General features: G+C 53.8%; 20 protein-coding genes. 3 read left to right on the top strand and 17 right to left on the bottom strand.

Features of this window, described 5'->3' with window-relative positions; translation table 11 throughout:
- Nucleotide 1: 1 nt before the first annotated feature.
- Entirely contained in the window at nucleotides 2-706 is a 705-nt protein-coding gene (locus tag MTHE_RS05570) for a class I SAM-dependent methyltransferase (RefSeq protein ID WP_011696244.1), read from the top strand.
- A gap of 72 nt (nucleotides 707-778) precedes the next feature.
- On the opposite strand, the gene MTHE_RS05565 is transcribed toward MTHE_RS05570, so the two are convergent.
- The 17 genes from MTHE_RS05565 to MTHE_RS05485 form a co-directional block, all read right to left on the bottom strand.
- Nucleotides 779-1,978 (bottom strand): ABC transporter ATP-binding protein, encoded by a 1,200-nt coding sequence (locus tag MTHE_RS05565; protein ID WP_011696243.1) that lies wholly within the window; start codon nucleotides 1,976-1,978, stop codon nucleotides 779-781.
- On the bottom strand, nucleotides 1,978-2,763 hold the full coding sequence (locus MTHE_RS05560; protein ID WP_011696242.1) for an ABC transporter permease: 786 nt from the start codon (nucleotides 2,761-2,763) through the stop codon (nucleotides 1,978-1,980). Before MTHE_RS05560 ends, MTHE_RS05565 begins: the two co-directional genes overlap by 1 nt.
- 7 nt (nucleotides 2,764-2,770) lie before the next feature.
- Entirely contained in the window at nucleotides 2,771-3,853 is a 1,083-nt protein-coding gene (locus MTHE_RS05555; RefSeq protein ID WP_175265839.1) for a glycosyltransferase, read from the bottom strand.
- Nucleotides 3,854-3,858: 5 nt separating this feature from the next.
- Nucleotides 3,859-5,088, bottom strand: coding sequence for a GDP-mannose 4,6-dehydratase (locus MTHE_RS05550; protein ID WP_011696240.1), 1,230 nt, complete (start codon nucleotides 5,086-5,088; stop codon nucleotides 3,859-3,861).
- A gap of 5 nt (nucleotides 5,089-5,093) precedes the next feature.
- Nucleotides 5,094-6,005, bottom strand: a complete 912-nt coding sequence (locus MTHE_RS05545) for an NAD-dependent epimerase/dehydratase family protein (RefSeq protein ID WP_011696239.1) — start codon at nucleotides 6,003-6,005, stop codon at nucleotides 5,094-5,096.
- A gap of 24 nt (nucleotides 6,006-6,029) precedes the next feature.
- A complete protein-coding gene (locus MTHE_RS05540) occupies nucleotides 6,030-6,353 on the bottom strand; it encodes an iron-sulfur cluster biosynthesis family protein (RefSeq protein WP_011696238.1) in 324 nt (107 codons plus the stop codon).
- Nucleotides 6,354-7,059: 706 nt separating this feature from the next.
- Nucleotides 7,060-8,532, bottom strand: a complete 1,473-nt coding sequence (locus MTHE_RS05535) for an NADH-quinone oxidoreductase subunit N (RefSeq protein ID WP_011696237.1) — start codon at nucleotides 8,530-8,532, stop codon at nucleotides 7,060-7,062.
- 1 nt (nucleotide 8,533) lies between these two features.
- The gene (locus tag MTHE_RS05530; protein WP_011696236.1) at nucleotides 8,534-10,042 is read right to left on the bottom strand and encodes a complex I subunit 4 family protein; all 1,509 of its coding nucleotides are present in this window, start codon (nucleotides 10,040-10,042) and stop codon (nucleotides 8,534-8,536) included.
- Nucleotides 10,039-11,997: an NADH-quinone oxidoreductase subunit L gene (gene nuoL / locus MTHE_RS05525; protein ID WP_011696235.1), complete on the bottom strand. Its 1,959-nt coding sequence runs from the start codon at nucleotides 11,995-11,997 to the stop codon at nucleotides 10,039-10,041. The genes MTHE_RS05530 and nuoL overlap by 4 nt, the downstream gene beginning before the upstream one ends.
- Nucleotides 11,998-11,999: 2 nt before the next feature.
- On the bottom strand, nucleotides 12,000-12,278 hold the full coding sequence (gene fpoK, locus MTHE_RS05520) for a F420H2 dehydrogenase subunit FpoK (RefSeq protein WP_011696234.1): 279 nt from the start codon (nucleotides 12,276-12,278) through the stop codon (nucleotides 12,000-12,002).
- Between the two features lie 56 nt (nucleotides 12,279-12,334).
- Nucleotides 12,335-12,604 carry an NADH-quinone oxidoreductase subunit J gene (locus tag MTHE_RS09245; RefSeq protein WP_011696233.1) on the bottom strand — a complete coding sequence of 90 codons (270 nt, stop codon included), beginning with the start codon at nucleotides 12,602-12,604 and terminating at the stop codon, nucleotides 12,335-12,337.
- On the bottom strand, nucleotides 12,597-13,010 hold the full coding sequence (locus MTHE_RS09240) for an NADH-quinone oxidoreductase subunit J (protein ID WP_268741188.1): 414 nt from the start codon (nucleotides 13,008-13,010) through the stop codon (nucleotides 12,597-12,599). Before MTHE_RS09240 ends, MTHE_RS09245 begins: the two co-directional genes overlap by 8 nt.
- Nucleotides 13,010-13,552: an NADH-quinone oxidoreductase subunit I gene (locus MTHE_RS05505; protein WP_011696231.1), complete on the bottom strand. Its 543-nt coding sequence runs from the start codon at nucleotides 13,550-13,552 to the stop codon at nucleotides 13,010-13,012. The genes MTHE_RS09240 and MTHE_RS05505 overlap by 1 nt, the downstream gene beginning before the upstream one ends.
- 11 nt (nucleotides 13,553-13,563) lie before the next feature.
- Nucleotides 13,564-14,616 carry a F420H2 dehydrogenase subunit FpoH gene (fpoH, locus tag MTHE_RS05500; protein ID WP_011696230.1) on the bottom strand — a complete coding sequence of 351 codons (1,053 nt, stop codon included), beginning with the start codon at nucleotides 14,614-14,616 and terminating at the stop codon, nucleotides 13,564-13,566.
- 12 nt (nucleotides 14,617-14,628) lie between these two features.
- Nucleotides 14,629-16,317 carry a F420H2 dehydrogenase subunit FpoD gene (fpoD, locus tag MTHE_RS09185; RefSeq protein WP_235619449.1) on the bottom strand — a complete coding sequence of 563 codons (1,689 nt, stop codon included), beginning with the start codon at nucleotides 16,315-16,317 and terminating at the stop codon, nucleotides 14,629-14,631.
- Between the two features lie 32 nt (nucleotides 16,318-16,349).
- Entirely contained in the window at nucleotides 16,350-16,922 is a 573-nt protein-coding gene (locus tag MTHE_RS05490) for an NADH-quinone oxidoreductase subunit B (RefSeq protein ID WP_011696228.1), read from the bottom strand.
- Entirely contained in the window at nucleotides 16,913-17,317 is a 405-nt protein-coding gene (locus MTHE_RS05485) for an NADH-quinone oxidoreductase subunit A (RefSeq protein WP_011696227.1), read from the bottom strand. The genes MTHE_RS05490 and MTHE_RS05485 overlap by 10 nt, the downstream gene beginning before the upstream one ends.
- Nucleotides 17,318-17,510: 193 nt before the next feature.
- Here MTHE_RS05485 and MTHE_RS05480 point away from each other — a divergent pair, with 193 nt between their 5' ends.
- Both MTHE_RS05480 and MTHE_RS05475 read left to right on the top strand, forming a co-directional pair.
- Nucleotides 17,511-17,798 (top strand): hypothetical protein, encoded by a 288-nt coding sequence (locus MTHE_RS05480; RefSeq protein ID WP_011696226.1) that lies wholly within the window; start codon nucleotides 17,511-17,513, stop codon nucleotides 17,796-17,798.
- 256 nt (nucleotides 17,799-18,054) lie between these two features.
- The gene (locus MTHE_RS05475) at nucleotides 18,055-19,032 is read left to right on the top strand and encodes a tyrosine--tRNA ligase (RefSeq protein WP_011696225.1); all 978 of its coding nucleotides are present in this window, start codon (nucleotides 18,055-18,057) and stop codon (nucleotides 19,030-19,032) included.
- Nucleotides 19,033-19,157 lie beyond the last annotated feature (125 nt).

The raw sequence follows: 19,157 nt of genomic DNA, 5'->3' as shown, positions 1-19,157 counted from the left end.
TTTGACTGGATTTTTCGATCTGCTGAAACGTCTGGCCATGCGGATCTGGAAGCACATCGACGATGAGGGGTTCAAGCTGCCGGATTTGCAGTATGGCCTGGGCGACACTGAGCGGTGTGTAGAGATCCCCTGGGCACTCTCGTGGTACAGAGGAGAGAGACGTGTCCTTGATATAGGCTATGCGAATGCAGAGGACCGCTATATCGATTCGATCAATGCACTGAATATCCCGGAGCTTTACGGGCTGGACCTTGTGGGCAGATCGATACCAGGAATAAGACCGGTCGTGGGAGATGCAAGGAGCATGCCATTCCGTGATGGCGCCTTCGACATGATCCTTTGCATCTCCACTCTGGAGCATATCGGCCGGGACAACACCATCTACTTTAATGGACCGATACCTCAGGATCCGGAGGGAGACCTCAGTGCGATCAGAGAGATGGCCAGAATAACGAGAAGGAACGGTAAGATTGTTATAACAGTTCCCTATGGTCGGAGGATGAACTACGGATGGTTCCAGCAGTACGATAGGCAGAGCCTGGACAGGCTTATATCAGCTTCAGGATGTCGTCTTATCAGAAAGGATCTCTACATCTACAGGGCTGGCTGGCATCAGGCCTCTGAAGATGAGCTGGAGGATGTGCTGTACAAAGACAACGAAGCACCAGCAGCGTCTGGCCTTGCATGCATACTTCTGAGACGTTAGACACCCTGCAGGATACCACACTTGCGCTGGAGTACCTAAGGGCTATAGGAATTCGGCGCGACTGGAGTTGCTCTAAGCATCCCTGCGCAGCGACCATGTGCCTTCTATAAGCATCATGCCCAGGTCACGTGTTGGATTGTGGACGTTGAATGCATAGCGTCTGTCGTGCCAGTCGTACTGTGTGCTGTAATCATGTGATGCCACAGCCACTGTTACCTCGAACCTCCCCTGAAGAAAAGGCAAACTTGGTATTATGAAGTCCACATATCCCTTGCCATTGATAATACCCGTATCAGATCCCTTAAACTCCGTGGTTGTCCCGTAGCAGTAGGTATCTCCATGATAAAATATTATACCAAATACTGGAGACCTAACCGTCCCATGTGCATCAAAGAAAATACGGACCCTCAGCGGATCTCCGGCTACGAAGTTCTCGTTGGGACATCCGTATTTGTCCACGAACTTGACATCAACAATCTCTATCTCTTTCCTGGTGGATGCGCGCTCCTTCTCAGAAGATGTTTCTGCAACTTCAGATACATCTGTCTTATAAATATATTTATCTATAATGCTATTTGTGTCTCCAAAATCCACACGTTCTCCATTGCTGAGAAGCAGTGTCCGGTCGCATAGCATCCTGACCGCGTTCAGATCGTGAGACACAAACAGTATTGTAACTCCGCTATCTCTGTAATCCTCGAACACCCTGAAGCACTTCTGCTGGAACTCCATATCACCGACTGCCAGCACCTCATCGACCAGGAGTATATCCGGGTCTGTCTGGATCGCTGTCGAGAACGCGAGCCGCACCTGCATGCCAGACGAGAGATTCTTCAGCTTTGCGTCCTCGAACCGCTCAAGCCCCGCAAACCTTATCACATCATCTATCCTGTCATCTATTACCTTCTTCGGCAGACCCATTATGGTGGCATAAATCCGTATGTTCTCCCTCACGCTGAGCTCCGGCTGGAACCCGACGCCGAGCTCGAGGAACGGCGTGAGCTTCCCGAATACCTTTACAAATCCGCTTGTTGGCCTGAGTATCTTCGCTATGATCTTCAGAAGCGTGCTCTTGCCGGAACCGTTGTCGCCGATTATGCCGATGCACTCCCCGCGCTCAACCTCTAGGTTTATGTCCTTCAGCACGGTGAATGTCTCATAGCTGTTCGGCCTGAAAAAACCAATGATGTTCTCGAACAGCGTGTTCCTCCGCTCGTGAGGTATCCGGAACGTCTTCCAGAGGTGCTCGACCTTAACCGCTGTCTCGCCCATCAAATCATCTCCGCGAACCCGGGCTCGAGCCGCTCGAATATCTGATACCCTATAAGGAGAACTGCCGCTGAAGATAAAGCCACATAGGAAAGAGATTCCATCCCTGGCGGTGTGCCGTACAGAACACAATCCCGCATCATAGTTATTATCTGTGCCATGGGGTTGAGCATGACCATCCAGCGCACACCCTCAGGAAATATGGTGATTGGATATATAACAGGCGTGGCGAAGAAACCGACCTGCAGCACCACCCTCCATATGAACTGGACATCCCTGAAGTAGACGTTCATCGCAGAGAGGGCCATCGAAAGGCCTGTTATGATCATCAGCTCAAGCATCAGAAGCAAAGGAAAGTAAACCGCAGTCCATGCCGGCATAACCCTGAAGATCAGCATGAATACCACGAAGACAATGAACTCCAGCGCGGTCATCATCAGAGCCGTGATGCATGTGGATATGACAATTATATCCCTTGGGAAGTAAACCTTCTGTACCAGGCTCGGCTTGCCGACAATACCCCAGATGCTCATGGACGTCCCCCTGTCGAGAAAGTTCCACAGGATTATGCCAAGAAGCAGGAAAAGCTGATAGTGCTCAACCTGTATGCGCATGAGGTTCGTGAACACCACGTACAGAACCAGCAGCATGAGCATGGGCTCTAGAAGCGACCAGAAGAACCCCAGAGCTGAGCTCTTGTACCTCAGCTTGAAGTCGCTCCATGCGAGCCTGATTATCAGATCCCTGAACCCGACCAGCTCACGCAGGTGTGATACGCTCAGGAGCATAGTGCACCTATCCTGACCTGATGGCACTCCGGAACTTCTCCAGGAACACACCCATATCAAACTCCCTGGCGCGCGCGAGGCATGCATCTCTGTACCTCTCCGGGTTCGATGATATATTTTTTATAGCTGCGATCAGCTCATCTCTATCAGCCGCGACCAGTTCTCCTGTGACACCATCCACGACGGTCTCGACATACCCGCCCTCACGCACTGCAACAACAGGCTTTCCGCTGGCCATCGCCTCTACAGGCGTAAGCCCAAAATCCTCATCCATGGCTGTGCACACAAGCCCCTTACACCTTGCATAGAGATCCACGAGCTCGTCCTCACTTACAGTACCGAGCATCTTGACATTATCAGGGATCTTCTTAACCAGACGCCTGTAATAGCTTTCTGCATGATCTCCTTTCGCATAACCACCCACAACAACAAGCCGCTCATCCGGAAGCTTCCGGAAGACATCGAACTGCAGATCGATCCTCTTCTCAGGGTATATTCTGTTCACTGAGAGCCAGAAGTCGCCGTACGTCCTAAACCTGAACCTGCCCGTATCCACGGGTGGGTAGATGACATCTGCAGATCTCTTATGGTACTTCTCAATCCTCTGCCTCACAGTCTCGCTGATCGCCACGATCCTGTCCAGGTTCCTCACCGACCTCTGGTCAAACCAGCTGTGGCACCTTATCCAGGAGGATGTTACAAGCCTCCTAAAATATCCAGGCTGCCTGGATATCATGCTCTCCCTGAGATCGTAGAATGCCCTCACAGGCGTGTAGCAGTACCACATGTTTGGATGGTGCTTTCTGGCAGCGTAATGCGACCAGTTTCCAGAGAAGATGAAAAAGTCATAACCATCAGACACATCACACATACCAAAAAGCAGAGATGCTGAGATCTGCTTCAGTGGCGGAAGCTTGATCGTATCTCCAAGCCGTTTTATTGTAACATCCCCGTATCCGAGGCGATCCACCAACTCCGGATTCAGATCCGTGGTTATGATATCTGCTCCCAGCGCCCGCCCCAGCATCAGTGCGACACGCTCGCCTCCACCGATAGCCCCGATGTAATCGAGAAATATCGCAACTCTCACCAGGATCACTTTCTTTCCTTGTCAGATAGGAATTGATCCAGCTGATCTCTTATGATATCTCTTACGGTATGCCTCACCATGAATCCGATCGACTCTATCTTTCTGGTATCTGATAGCAGAATAGGTACCTCGGCAGGCCTGAACCGCTCCCTCTCGAATACTATCCTTATACGTCTCTCTCCGGAGTGTGCTATAATCCCTCCATCCTCTTGCACAAATTCTAGCTCCCCGCGAAGCATCATGCCATCCACCGTTGTTTTGTCGAAGTTCAGGCCGAATATCGGTGAGCTGTCAGGCTCTGTGGGATCGTCCACAATCTTCTCGCCGTGGAAGGTCTCGATCCTGCTTACAGGATAGCCTGCCTCCTCAAGGCTCATGAGAATATAGCTCAGCACAGAGTTGGTCCGCATTGACCCCTGGTTGTAAACATCGCCACGTTTGGCCTTCACTGCCAGCAAAATATAACCATCTATGATATCGTCCACATGGCTCCAGTCGCGAAAGGCGTTCACATTTCCTATGGTAATACCATCTATTTCGCCGAGCTTGAGCTTCATAACCTGGCTGGTTATGACTGATGTCACAAACATTATCCCTCTGCCTGCTCCCTCGTGGTTGAACGCCCTGGAGACCACAGTCGGTATTCCATAGGAATGCCAGTAATTCCTCATCAGGTAGTCGCCGTAGACCTTGCTCACCGCATATGGAGACATGGGTCTCAGAGGGTTTGTCTCAGATATCGGAAGCTCGGGTATGCGCTCAGGCTCAGGGAACACTGCTCCGTACTTTTCAAGCGCTCTTTTGTACTGCTCCTCAGAGGATATGACTAGCCCATACTCCTCACTGCTTCCCGCGAAGACCACGGTGGCATCGACATCTTTAAGCCGAACTGCCTCCAGAAGGTTCGAGGTCCCCCAGCAGTTACAGAGCATAGTCTCGTTAGGATCAACAAATGACCTTGGCACAAAGGATTGTGCAGCCAGATGGAATATTATATCCGGATCGCTTGCTGTTATCGCGTTTCCTATGCTGGAGATATTCTCAAGATCGCCCTCTATAAGCCGGACATCTTTTTTGATCCCAAGTCGCTCCAGGTTGACTGGCATCCTGCCATCAGACCTGCGCCGCACGAGCCCGTAAACAGATGCACCCGCATCAACAAGCCGCCTGGCCATCCGCGAGCCAACAAAACCGCTTACTCCCGTTATGAGGATGTTCTTGTTTCTAATATCCAAGGGCATCACCGTCTAATACATGTAGTGTAGTACTGTATGATCTCGTTGATCCCATCCTCAAGGCTGTAAGCCGCACGGAATCCCAAGCATATTTCAGCTTTACTGATATCCGCCAGCGTGTGCTGCACGTAATTCTTTATCGGATTCTCGACGTACCTCGGCCTCACCTCAACACCAAGCCTTCTGCCCAGGATGTGTATCACATCGTTGAAGCTGTGGGCCCTGCCGGTTCCGATGTTGAGCACACCGTTATAATCAGAATCCATCGCGAGGATGAGCGCCCTCACCACATCCCTGACGTAGATGAAGTCCCTGGTCTGTGATCCGTCTCCGTATATTACAGGCGTCTCTTTTCTCATCATGCCCCAGAGGAACTGCGTGACCATGTTCGCGTATCTCCCCTTTGACTCCTCCTTCGGGCCGTATACGGAGAAGAACCTCATCCCCAGTGAGCTCACCCCGAAGAGCTTTCTGTAGAGCTCTGCGATCCGCTCCATCGCGAACCTCGCCTCTGTGTAGTAGTCCGTGACCTTTATCTCCATATCCTCGCGGTGCGGCGGCTCGAGACCGTTGTAGAGGGACGAGGTGGACGCGTAGACGACCCTGGCGTCGCACCTCCGCGCGAGCTCCATCACCGCGACGAAGCCGTTCAGCGCCTCGCCCACGAGAAACGGGTTATCCCTGTACATCGGAGATGATGATGGTATGCCGAGGTGAAATATCCTGTCAGCATTTACATCAAGCCGCGGGATGTCGTTGCAGCTCATCGTCACTATCTCGACATCGAGACCCTCGAGGTTCCTCAGGCTCCCTGTCTGGAGGTTGTCCAGGACGATCACATCCTCGCCACTTCTCACAAGCTCCTCGACCAGGTTGGAGCCTATGAATCCAGCACCTCCGGTGACGAGAGCGGTCAATCAAACCACCTGTGTCCCGTCAGATCAATGACATCCGCAGCCGTAATCATGCTCATGGCCGCAGCCGCAGGACTCCTCGCCGGGACCGTAGATGATGAATCCCCTGCCGATATCAGGGTCATCGATGAAGTCGATGATCGTCTCGCTCAGGATCTCGGCATCCTCAGGGCTCATGTGTATCGTTATCCCGTTGCTCTCGAAGAGCACATCGTTCTCAGCAGGATCGGTAACAGCAAGACCGTAGTTCGCGCCTGTCTCATCGATTGCTGCGAGAAACATCCTCACGACCTTCCCAGGAACGAGATGCTCCTTCATGACCATCGCGGCCGCATCTGTAATCTCGATCATGTGATGAAGGTCTGAGAGGATGTATATTAATACATTCCCAGGTTCGAAGAACGCGCGATGGTGCTGGTAACAAATTGCAAGCTCATCTGCTCAAAAGATTCACCCTGAAATGGATCCCTGTAAAGTGCGAACATGCTCAATACGTTGAGGTAAATTGCCATCATGGAAGATATCTGTATGAACGGGTATGCCCGATGATAGCGGCTTCATTTGATCAGTAACTCAAGTACGCTCCATCGGTCACCAGTTAAGGAACCATATGCAAAATAATATAATATATATTTAACAATTTACTATTATAAGATATTGGCGCCGCATGGTTATATCGATAGCAATCGCGACAATGATTAATCTCAAGATACCCCACTTGTAAAAAAATCAATAATCGATTCTTGAGCTAGACAACCTTAACCGACGCCACATTGAACACGCTCACGATATTGAGCAAATACGTCCCGAAAGCAATATTTACCACATATGTACAACAAACTCTTGATAGACGCCAATGGATTGCCTCCTTATGGGTCTATCATCCCCTTTTACTTTTAAAGATGCGCATTCGTTCCCAGCGCTCCATTTTTAGATGCCAAATCCCAGAATATCTTTATTGATAAGGTCATATCAGGAGATGGGTCCACCAGAATCCTGATGAAACCACAAAATGCACTGCGCATCGGTTCTGAATTAAAAATAAAGCAAAGCGACGCTAAGGCAGCAGCGCAGCTGCCGCCTGCATCGCCCAGTTGAAGAATCCGTCCGGTAGCACGCCGATCCAGAACGTCCCGATCAGGGCCAGGAGCAACGATAGCACATAGCCCTTCGACTCCGAGATCTTCGGCCCAGCAGGCTCCCTGAGGTACATGTAGCTTATGATCCTCAGGTAGTAGTAGAGCGAGAGCGCGCTGTTCAGTATCGCGAGGACCGCAAGCCACACAAGCCCGCCGTATATCGCAGACCCGAAGACGACGAACTTCCCGAAGTAGCCTGCAGTCGGGGGTATCCCCGCGAGCGCGAACATGAAGACCGTCATGCAGAACGCTGTTATCGGCGCTCTTCTTCCCAGACCAGCGTAGTTAGAGATGTCGTCCGGATCCTCTGAGTTCTTCGCGATCGATGCAACCTGTGCTGTGCTAATGAACGCACCGGTCTTCATGATCGCGTGCCCCAGGACCAGAAGCAGACCGCCGGCGAGCGCGTACTGGTCGAGAGGCAGGTTGTTCGGGCCTGTCATGCCCTCAGATGCAACTCCGAGGACCACAAACGCTATGGAGATGTAACCTGCCTGCGCGATGCTCGAATATGCCAGTATCCTCCTGACGTTGTTCTGCCAGCACGCGACCAGGTTTCCGACAGTCATAGTCACGGCCGCGAGTATCGCGAACGCCATGTACCACTCGAGCTTCAGGGCCAGGAGCGCGATCAGTATCACCCTGAACGCAGCAGCAAACCCCATCTTCTTCGAGCCTGCAGCGAGCAACGCCGAGACCAGCGCAGGAGCGCCCTCGTATGTATCGGGAGCCCACATGTGGAACGGCACCAGAGCCATCTTGAACGCGAACCCGACGACCACGAATATCAGCGCGATCAGTATCGCCGGATTGAACGCGGCCAGCGACGCAGCTGCGATATCCGCGATCTTGGTGCTCCCTGTCATGCCGTAGAGCATCGAGAAGCCAAAGAGCATGAACGCTGACGAGGCCGCGCCGTACAGGAAGTACTTCATCGCAGCCTCGAGGTTCTTCTTCGTCCTGTCGAACCCGGCCATCGCGTACGTGGATAAACTCGCCAGCTCGAAGCCTATGAAGAGCGAGACCAGATCTATGGCGCTCGCAACCACCATCATGCCCACGGTCGCCATCAGGAGCAGGGCGAAGTACTCGTCTCCCCCGACACGACCATTGTAACGGGTTAGCGACGCTATGACGACGAGCAGCGAGACCAGCACGAAGACAGCCTTGAAGAACTGGGAGAACCCGTCGACCCTGAGCGAGTCGTAGAAGAAGACCGTGTTGGTCTCGGCTGTGAGCACCATCCACATCGCCACTACGAGCGCCGCAAGGCTCAGGTATCCGGGGAGCGAGCTCCTCCCCTTGGTGAACAGGCCGACAAGCACGACCAGCAGTGAAACCGCTGTAAGCAAAGCCTCTGCCCCGAGAGGGGCGTAGTGTCCAAGATCCACCTTAGATCACCCCCATCTGCGAGAGGGTCACAACAGGCTCCATCACCTGATGAGCCGCAGTCCCCATCATATCCGTGATCAGCGCGGGCTGCAGGCCGAAGAGCAGCGTCAGGAAGACAATCGCGCTCATGGCGAGTATCTCGTAAGCATGCGGATCGTGCAGGTCCAGATACTTCTTCAGTATCGGCCCGAAGAGCACCTTCTGGCACGCCCAGAGATGGTAACCTGCGGTCACACCGACGCTCGTGAAGACCACAAGCATCGTGTACACAGGGAACGTCGGGTATGATCCTGTCAGAACCATGAACTCGGCGACGAACCCGCTCATCCCCGGTAGGCCTAGGGAAGCAAGGAAGGCCGCGAGCATGAGCGACGCGAACTTGGGCATTCTATCAGCAAGCCCACCAAGCTCTGAGATTATCCTGGTGCCCACAGAGTGCTGTATCGTTCCCGCTGACATGAACAGGGCGCATGTTATGATGCCGTGAGAGAACTGCTGGAACATCGCTCCCTGTATCGAGAGCCAGGTGAACGCCACAGCGCCAAGGGTGACGAAGCCCATGTGGCTGATCGATGAGTACGCTACAAGCTTCTTGATGTCCTTCTGCGCCAGAGCCAGGAACGCTCCGTAGATTATGCTCAGAACCCCTATTACAGCGATCACAGTTACGAACGCCTTGTCGACATGCGGAAGCATTGGAAGTATCACTCTGAATATACCGTAGCCGCCCATCTTGAGCAGCAGCGCCGCCAGAACCACAGAACCAGCGGTCGGAGCCTCGACGTGTGCATCCGGGAGCCACGTGTGGAACGGGAACGCGGGCATCTTGACCAGGAAGCCGAATAGAAGCCCCGCGAATATCGCGTTTATCAGCCCCGGCGGGAAGACGGTCTTGTCAGAGGTCGCCTGGAGCAGCGTCAGCATGTCGAATGTCCTCGAGCCATCGGGCAGCCTGTAGGTGAAGTACATCGCGAATATCGCGAGAAGCATCACCAGGCTCGCAACGTGAGTGTAGATGAAGAACTTGATCGCTGAGTAGTCCTTTCTCGGCCCGCCCCAGATGCCGATCAGGAAGAACATCGGTATCAGGACGATCTCCCAGAATATGTAGAACAGGAAGAAGTCCAGGGCCGTGAAGACTCCCAGAACCCCAACCTCGTTGAGCAGGAGCAGCGCGAAGAACTGGTTGGGCCTGTGGTTCTCACCCCACGCATATATCACCACCAGCACGGAGACTATGGCGGTGAGCAGCACCAGCGGGAAGCTTATGCAGTCGACGCCGACTGTGTACCTGACGCCTATCGATGGCACCCAGTCGTAGCTCTCGACAAACTGCATCAGCTTCGAGGACTTGTCGAACTCGGTGTACATCTGAAGCGCCAGTGCCAGTGGAACCAGTGAGGCTATGAGGGCAACCAGCCGGGCCTGCCCCCTGCTTCTGGTGAGGAACGCCAGAACCGCGCCTACCAGCGGCACCGCTATCATTATGGATATGGCGTTTGAGATCACAGGCCCACCTCCATCGCCAGCTTGATCACAATCACGAGCACCACGATCCCGAAGACCAGTGCTGTGATGTAGTTCTGTATGACTCCGGTCTGCGCTCTTCTGATCGAATTCGCGAAACCAAGAGTCGTCTCGCTGATCTTGTTCAGCACACCATCAACGATCCTTATATCGAATATGTTCGCGATCAACGATATTCCGTACACAACGGTCTCAGCGAACCATGCTGTGAATATCTCATGCTGGTAGTACCTCTTCACCAGGATGGTCCTCAGCAGATCCTTCTCGCCAACGAATTTCCTGATATCGAGCTTCTTCCACGGCGAGTAGAAGAGCAGTGCCAGGATTATGCCGCCGACTCCCACCAGTATCGGGAGTATCTTGATTATGAACGGCTCGTGCACCGCCGCCTCCTCTCCTCCATGCTCCACCACATGCCCTCCGATCGGCGCGAGCTCCTCGAAGTCCACGCCGTAGTGGGCGAAGTTGTTGCCGACTGTCTCGTAGAAGCCCTCCTGGGCAGGCATGCCGAAAAAGAGCGCGAAGAGCGCGAGTATCACGAGCGGCCCCAGCATGATCCAAGGCGACTCATGCTTGTGGTAATCAGAGCGCGGCTCTCCTGTGAACGTCAGGAACCACATCCTGAAGGTGTAGAACGCTGTGAGCAGCGCTCCCACTATGCCGAAGATGTACGGCAGGTAGTCGTGAGTCATCGCGCCGTACTCCCAGGCTGTGACCAGAATCTCGTCCTTCGAGAAGAATCCTGTCGTTCCGGGGAATCCTGCGAGTGCGAGACCTCCTATGGCCATCGTTCCAGCCGTCCACCTCATGTACCTCCCGACGCCGCCCATCTCGCGCAGGTCGTTCGTCGCGACCGCGTGTATGACCGAGCCGGCGCAGAGGAAGAGGAGCGCCTTGAAGAACGAGTGGCCTATCAGATGGAACATCGAGACTCCAACTGCTGCTGCGCCCACGACAGACCCGACGCCCAGCGCGAGCATCATGTAGCCCAGCTGGCTGACCGTCGAGAACGCGAGGACCCTCTTGATGTCGAATGCTGCGAGGCCCATCGTCGCAGCGTACAGCGCTGTGAACCCTCCGACGTATGCGACTGCAAGAAGCCCGTAGGGGGCCGCGTAGAAGAGCGGGAACATCCTCGCGACCAGGTACACTCCTGCAGTGACCATTGTGGCAGCGTGGATCATCGCAGAGACTGTTGTCGGGCCCTCCATGGCATCCGGGAGCCAGATATCCAGGGGGAACTGGCCTGACTTGCCCGCAGCGCCTCCGAGGAGGAGCAGCGATACCAGCGTGAGCTGCGTCGGGTCGATCCTGGTCAGGTTCTCGTATATCACAGGGAACTGGAGCAGGTATGTCCCCTCCGGAAGTCCAAGCTTCGCCATGTTGTTGTAAAGCAGGATTATTCCGGCGAGGAACATCACGTCGCCGACTCTTGTGGTCAGGAACGCCTTCTTGGCAGCAGATGCTGCAGAGGGTTTCCTGTACCAGAATCCGATCAGCAGGTACGAGCAGAGGCCCACAAGCTCCCAGAATATGAAGAGCTGCAGCAGGTTGTCAGAGTAAACCAGGCCGAGCATGGCCGCCGTGAAGAGACCTGCCTCAGCGAAGTACCTCGCCATGCCCGGATCGCCGTTCATATACCCCAGCGCATATGTGTGTATCAGTGTGCAGACGAATGTGACCATCAGCAGCATCACAAGGGCCAGAGGATCTATCAGTATTCCCACGTTCAGCGTCGCAAACCAGTGCATCGACTGATGCACGACCTTCTCAGGGAATATCTCCGTGAAGATTCCAGCGGATATTATGAAACCTGCAAAGGTCGCAAGCACCGTGAGAAATCCTCCGCCCCTCGGGAGATGCCAGCCGAAGAAGATCGTGAGAATGAATGCCAGAACCGGCAGCCCCACGATCAGATAAGCGTAATCGGCGTACAATGTCACCACCTCAGAGCGTTTATGTTATCGAGATCAATGGTTCCGTACAGTCTGTACAGGGTTATCAGTATGGCAAGCCCTATACCGGCCTCAGCCGCGGCCAGAGCTATCGAGAACAGAGCAAAAACCTGGCCGCTCACGTTCGGCTGGTAGGCTGAGAAGGCCACCAGGTTTATGTTGGCGCTGTTGAGCATGAGCTCAACGCACATCATCAGCTTGACGCCGTTCCTCTGTGTCGCAAGACCATAAAGACCTATGGAGAACATGACAGCGGCAAGCATAATGTATAACTCAAGCGGGATCGTATCTCTCCCTCCTTCTCATCTCTCTGCCTCCCTCAGGCCATCTCCTTTCTTGCTATGTATATCGCTCCGATCAGGGCTGCCAGGAGGACCAGGGAGAGCAGCTCAAACGGAAACATGTAGATCGTGAACAGCTCCGCCCCTACATCCCCGATGCCGCTTTCCGGCATCCTGACACCCTCCTTGGCCGGCTGGAAGCTGTACTGCTTCTTCACCTCTCCGTACTCCCATGGTGTCACTGATATCGATGCGATCAGTGCCGCCAGGAAGATCACCAAGAGTATCGTAGTCTTCGCTTTAACCATGGGACTCCTCCATTATCGTGCGTCTCGTGAGCATCACGGCGAAGAGTATCAGCACACCCACAGCGCCTATGTAGACCAGAACCTGTGCAACGCCCAGGAAGGGCGCGTTCAGCGATATGTACAGGGCTGCAACACCCGCAAAGCTTCCTATCAGATACAGGGCGCTGTGCACTATGTTTCTGGAGTAGACCGTGAGCACCGCGAGCCCGAGGATCAGAACCGAGAGCGTTGCAAAGACGCCGAGCTCTATGAGGAACCTGATATCGTAGATCCTGTCCAGCATCCTCCAGCTCCACGGGGAGATGTAAACGATGTACGCAAGCGCTCCGAATATCACACCCAGCGCGATCAGAAGCAGGATCAGCTCGAAGAGATACTTGATGTATTTCAGAGAATCCTTCTCCATCAGGCCTCACCACCCTCGCTCGGCTTCGTCTTTGCCTTGTTCTCCTTCCCCTTCGCCTTTGCGGCCTTCTCCTTTGCTGCTGCCGCAGCAGCCTTCTTCTTCTCCTCAGCCTGCCGCTTTGCCTCAGCCTCTAGCTCAGCGACCTCCTTGTCGGAGAACTTCTTCACCGCGATCCTGTCAGGCCCGTATACTATGTCCTTTCTATCCCAGCCGGCGATCTCTGTCCTCTTTCCCATCTTCAGGCAGGAGACTGGGCACTCATCGACACAAAGGCCACAGAATGTGCACCTTCCATAATCGATCTGCGGGAACTGCATCTTCCTGTTCTTCAGCGGGTTGCCATACTTATACGGAACCATCTCGATGCAGCTGTTCGGGCAGACCCTAGCGCATGAGCCGCAGCCTATGCACGTCGTGGCGTCGAGCTCGTGTATGCCCCTTTCGTTTGCGGGCAGCTCCATCATGACCTCTGGATACAGCCTGGTGACCTCTGTTGTGGTGAGCGCTGTCTTCAGAGTGTACTTCAACGACTTGAGCACCATCCCGGATCACCTCATGCGAAGTAAAGACCCACAAACGCTGCCCACGCCAGGTTTACCAGCGAGAGCGGAAGCATCCACTTCCATCCAAGATCCGTGACCTGATCGATTCTGAATCTCACCAGAGAGCCCCTGACCCAGATCAGGAAGATCAGCACTATCAGGACCTTCATCAGGAACCAGACCATCGGAGAGAGCACTGTTATCACGGGTATGCTCGGACCATTCCAGCCGCCGAGGAAGAGCAGCACCAGAAGTATCGATCCGAGGAGCATGTTGATGTACTCCTGGAAATACAGCAGGCCCCATCTTATGCCGCCGTACTCTGTTGTGTATCCGGCTATGATCTCCTCCTCTGCCTCGCTCTGGTCGAAGGGTATCCTGCCGAGATCCGTCACAAGAGCTATGGTGAATACTATGAACCCGAGCGGCTGGGCGAATGCGTACCAGAGAGTCTGGCTCTCAACGATCTCTACCAGGTTGAGACTGTGAGCCATCAGAGCAACAGCTATGACACAGACGCCCATCGGAACCTCGTAGGCGATCATCCTCGCGATTCCTCTGAACGCGCCCAGCATCGAGTACTTGTTGTTGGAGCTGAAGCCCGCCATGAAGACCGCGATCGTCATTATGGAGAGAGCGGCCTCAACATAGAACGCGCTGATGTCCATGTTTGCAACGACCAGAGGATAGTCCTTCCCGTCGATCCTCAGCGCGCCGAAGGGTATTGCGGCTGCCACAAGCATTGTTGTTATGCTCGCTATTATCGGCGCCCAGACATAGACAGGCTTGTCCGCGCCTCTGGGTATGCTGTCCTCCTTCGTGAAGAGCTTTATCGCATCAGCACCCAGTTGCAGCAGACCCCATCTACTGCCAACTCTGTTGGGACCGAACCTGGCCTGGATATCGCCCAGGAACTTCCTCTCGAGCCAGACCACAGCCATGGCGCCGATGTTGATAACTGCAGATATTATGGCAGCCCCTATGAGGCCTATGGCCAGGGCGTATATCTTCGGCTCCTGGGCAGCCCAGGCAGATACGGTCTCTATGATTGTCGATAAATACAACTCGAATCCCCCTTAGCGGTCCACCTCGCTTGTGCATGCGTCCATGCTGCCTGCTATCGCGACCACATCAGCAACATAAGCGCCCTCGAGAAGCGGCGGAAGAGCTTGCATGTATGCGTACACCGGACCCCTGACCTTCACCCTGTAGGGCTTCTCCGATCCATCGCTCACAACATAGAATCCCATCTCGCCGCGCGGATCCTCGACCCTGTAGTATGCCTCTCCTGGCTCGGGCTTGATCTTCTTCGGAAGCTTCTCCTGTATCGGCCCATCCGGTATCTGGTCGAGACACTGCTCTATGATGTGGATGCTCTCCAGGATCTCCTCCAGGCGGACCTCAACCCTGGCCTCAGCATCTCCCGCCTTTCTCGTCACGACCTTGAAGTCCAGATCAGGGTAGACCAGAATCGGATCCTCCCTGCGCATATCATACGGCGTATCTGATGCCCTCAGCGGCGGTCCGGAGACGCCAAGCCTGCGCGCATCTCCAGGCGAGAGAACGCCTATTCCGCGCATCCTTCTCGTGTATATCGGATCGCTGTGGAGCAGATCCATGTACTCCTCTGTCCTCTCCCTCATCCTCTTCAGTATCGGGCGGGCCTTATCTGCAAATCCATCAGGCAGATCGTTTCTGACCCCTCCGAACCTCACGAATGTATGCGTGATTCTGGCGCCGGTGATGCTCTCCATTAGATACACTATGTCCTCCCTGTCTATGATCATGTACTGGAATGGGGAGTATGTCGCAGCGCCGAGCAGCGTCAGGAACTCGCCTGTTCCAAGGAGATGGCTCTGAATCCTTGATAGCTCTGCGAGTATCACCCTGATGTACTGCGCCCTTTCAGGAGGAGTTATGCCAAGAAGCTTCTCCACAGCACCGCAGTAGGCCTCGTTGTTTGTTATGGACGCGAGGTAGCACATCCTGTCCGTGTAAACAATCCCCTGCAGGTACGTCCTGTTCTCCATTATCTTCTCTATGCCCTTGTGGATGTATCCCACATCCAGGAACGCCTTCTTTACCCTCTCGCCCTCGATGAGAAGATCGAGCAGGAACGGCCCAGGGACGATCGCATGCTGCGGACCCATGTGCATGATCATCTCAGAGTCGGACTTTATCTCAGCCTCCTCGCGCTCCCTGAACGTCGGATACTTTGGCCTCTCCGGCACCACGCCAGCCTTTATCATCTCCGGGTGGGGCATTATCTTGAACTCTGTGTAGCCATCCGGACCCACCTGCTCTATAGCGCGCTCGCCTGTTGTCGTATCCGGGTATCCCTTGAAGTCCTTCCTCCAGGGCCAGTATCCCACGAGCTCGTCCGGCAGCAAGAGAGGATACAGCTCCGGATGCCCCTCGAAGTTAATGCCATACATCTCCCAGATCTCGCGCTCGTACCAATTCGCGTTCCAGTAGAGACCTGTGAGGGACCTGACAGAGGGACTGTCCCTGGGGACCTTCACCTTCATCATGACGACGACCTGATGCGCCCCATGGCTCGTCAGGATCTCCACGACCTCGAAGAGGTTATCGTTTATCTTGTCAATGCCTGCAGCACCGGAGTAGTGGTCGAAGTCCTTCTTGTCCCTCAGAAACTGCGTTATCTCAACGAGCCTCTTCGGATCAACTGTTATCCAAAGGCGGCGATCAGACTCGACCTTCGACTCAAGAACCGCTCCTGGAAAGGCCGACTGGATCGCACTCAATATATCGCCAGCCGTAAGCAGAGACCTCCCTCCTAGTAGCCTCTTTTATCCTTGCGCTGCTTGATCTTCTCCTGAAGCTCCACAAAGCCCTTTATGAACTGCTCTGGCCTCGGCGGACATCCAGGGACGTAGACATCGATCGGGAAGAAGTCGCTCGTGTTCTGTATTATGTTGTAGGAATCGTAGAACGGCCCTCCAGATATGGCGCACTCTCCTACCGCGATACACCACTTGGGCTCGAGCATCTGCTCCCAGAGGTTCTTGATGGCCGGTAGGTACTTTCTCGTGATGTAGCCGCTGATGATCATCACGTCGGCCTGCCTGGGGGTGGCTCTGGGGATTATCCCAAATCGATCGCAGTCGTAGTGCGGGCAGCCGAAGACGAGCATCTCCACACCACAGCAGCCCATCGGCTGCATCAGGAACCAGAGGGAGTTCTTGCGGCCCCAGTTGAGCACGTTCTTTATCGGGCCCATCTGGATGATCTGGTGGATCTTCTCGGTGGTGGTGAACCAGACGTCCATCACCGGCCGGCCCCAGATCGTCCACTTCTCGATCTCCTCGTCGATGGCCACGGGTACAGGTATTACATCGCTTATACCCAACGCAACGCCTCCTTCTTTATAGCATACAGCAGTCCGACGACCAGTACCGCGATGAAAAGCACCATCTCGATCACTGCCATGTTGATGAAGCCGAAGATCACAAACCTCTTCATGAACTCAGAAGCGTAGACGTAAATCCATGGATACAAGAAAAGAACCTCGACATCGAAGATCACGAACACGATAGCAAACAAATAATACTGAACATTAAACCGGATCTTCGGGTCGCGGACAGGTTTGAGTCCGCCCTCGTACACTGACGCCTTACGCCGGTTAGGTCTCAGAGGAGAGATGATCTTGACGGCAGCTAGAGCAACAATTGGCACGATGGCACCCATCACCAGAAACAGAATAATCGGGATATAATAGTCCACTGCCAACGGTTCGCCGGTCATTGTTTTTCCTCCGTAAAAGCTAAACACCAGGCATGGTATAAAAGGTTTGTGAAATTGATTCCTGCTGCATTGACGAACCCGATTTCGGCGTACAGACCGCACTTACGTACAATCCATAATGTCCTGGAGTACTGATCTCATGTTCTGTGAAGTTTAAATACATTCCAGTAGAACAGAAAGTGCGGTGAGACAGATGTACAGGTATATGAATGTTGTTGCCCTTGCAATGCTGGTGCTGCTGATTCCAGCGAGCTGTGTGGATACTGGGCTCATGGAGCTGCTTTACTCTTATGATGATCCTCTCATGACATCTCTGGACCTGGCGTTCTTGCTCGTCACACACGGATACAACGCAACCCCCGTGGATGGTTATGTCGTTGTCGTTGCAGGTAATTCAACATACACGCTTGTACCCAACGGAGGGCAGCCCGGCCTTGCTGAGATCTCCGATTCAACGAGCTCGAGCTTGACTTTTAACTGAACAGTCTGTCTCACCACAGAAGCTCGAGCAATCCCAGCAATTTTCATGCCTTTTGTATGTTTCTGGGGCAGGCTTCGATTATCGAATGGCATGTCAGCGGGAATCGACTCTTTTTGGCCCACGAATTCTATGTCACACGCTTGTTCACAACGATAGACATACTTATCAGAGACGTCCACTGATGCGATTCGCTTTCCAAACCAGTGACCAAAAACATTATACCGGTTGATTTCCACCGGCTCGGTGGTGAAGTTCATTGGATCGGCTGGAGCTGGTGATAAGGAACACTGAAGAGGTTGTGACGCTTGAGGAGCTTCAGGAGATGCTTGATGCCAGGGAGCATCCGAGGGCGTATGTCGGCTACGAGACGAGCGGAAACATACATCTGGGCCACATGCTCACCGCGAACAAGCTTCTCGATATGCAGAGAGCAGGATTCGATGTGGTCGTTTTGCTGGCAGATCTTCACGCCTTCCTCAATGAGAAGGGATCTCTGGAGGAGGTGAGGAGGATCGCCGACTACAACAGAGAGTGCTTCATCGCGCTGGGACTTGACCCGGAAAGGACGGAGTTCGTCTATGGAACAGAGTATCAGCTCAGACCTGAGTATGTGATAAAGGTCCTGCAGATGGCGAGGAACACGACCCTGAACAGGGCGAGGAGAAGCATGGATGAGGTGTCGAGGAGCGCTGAGAATCCCATGGTCTCTCAGATGATATACCCGCTGATGCAGGCTGTTGATATAGCCGATTTGAAGATAGATGTCGCAGTGGGCGGCATGGATCAGAGAAAGATACACATGCTCGCGAGGGAGGAGCTGCCAAAGCTTGGGTTTCCAGCGCCAGTGTGCATCCACACACCCCTCATCCCGGGCCTTGATGGAAAGAAGATGTCATCCTCAAAGGGAAACAACATAGCTGTAGACGAGCCTGCAGAGGAGATAGAGAGGAAGATCCTGGCCGCATACTGCCCCGCAAAGATAACAGAGAACAACCCGATAACAGAGATATTCAAGTACCACATATTCCCGAGGGTCGATTCGGTCACCGTGAGACGGCCGGCAAAGTTTGGAGGAGATGCCACATTTGAGAGCTACAGAGCGCTCGAGGAATCATTTGTTAACGGCTCGCTCCATCCGCTGGATCTGAAGAAGGCCTGCGCTGAGTACATGATAAAGATACTCGCTCCTGTCAGGGAGCGGGTCAAATCCCTCCAATCTCATACATCCATGTAGAGCTTTATGCTGTAGACCAGAGCCGCTATCAGGATCAGAGAAACTGCCAGCGCGCCGAGCTCTGCTGTCATACCAACCTCACCATATTTCAGCATCAGCAACTGCGAGCGAACCGATCCGGTTCG

The sequence above is a fragment of the Methanothrix thermoacetophila PT genome, from assembly GCF_000014945.1.
Lineage (GTDB): Archaea > Halobacteriota > Methanosarcinia > Methanotrichales > Methanotrichaceae > Methanothrix_B > Methanothrix_B thermoacetophila.
This window is presented reverse-complemented; position numbering and strand designations above follow the sequence as displayed.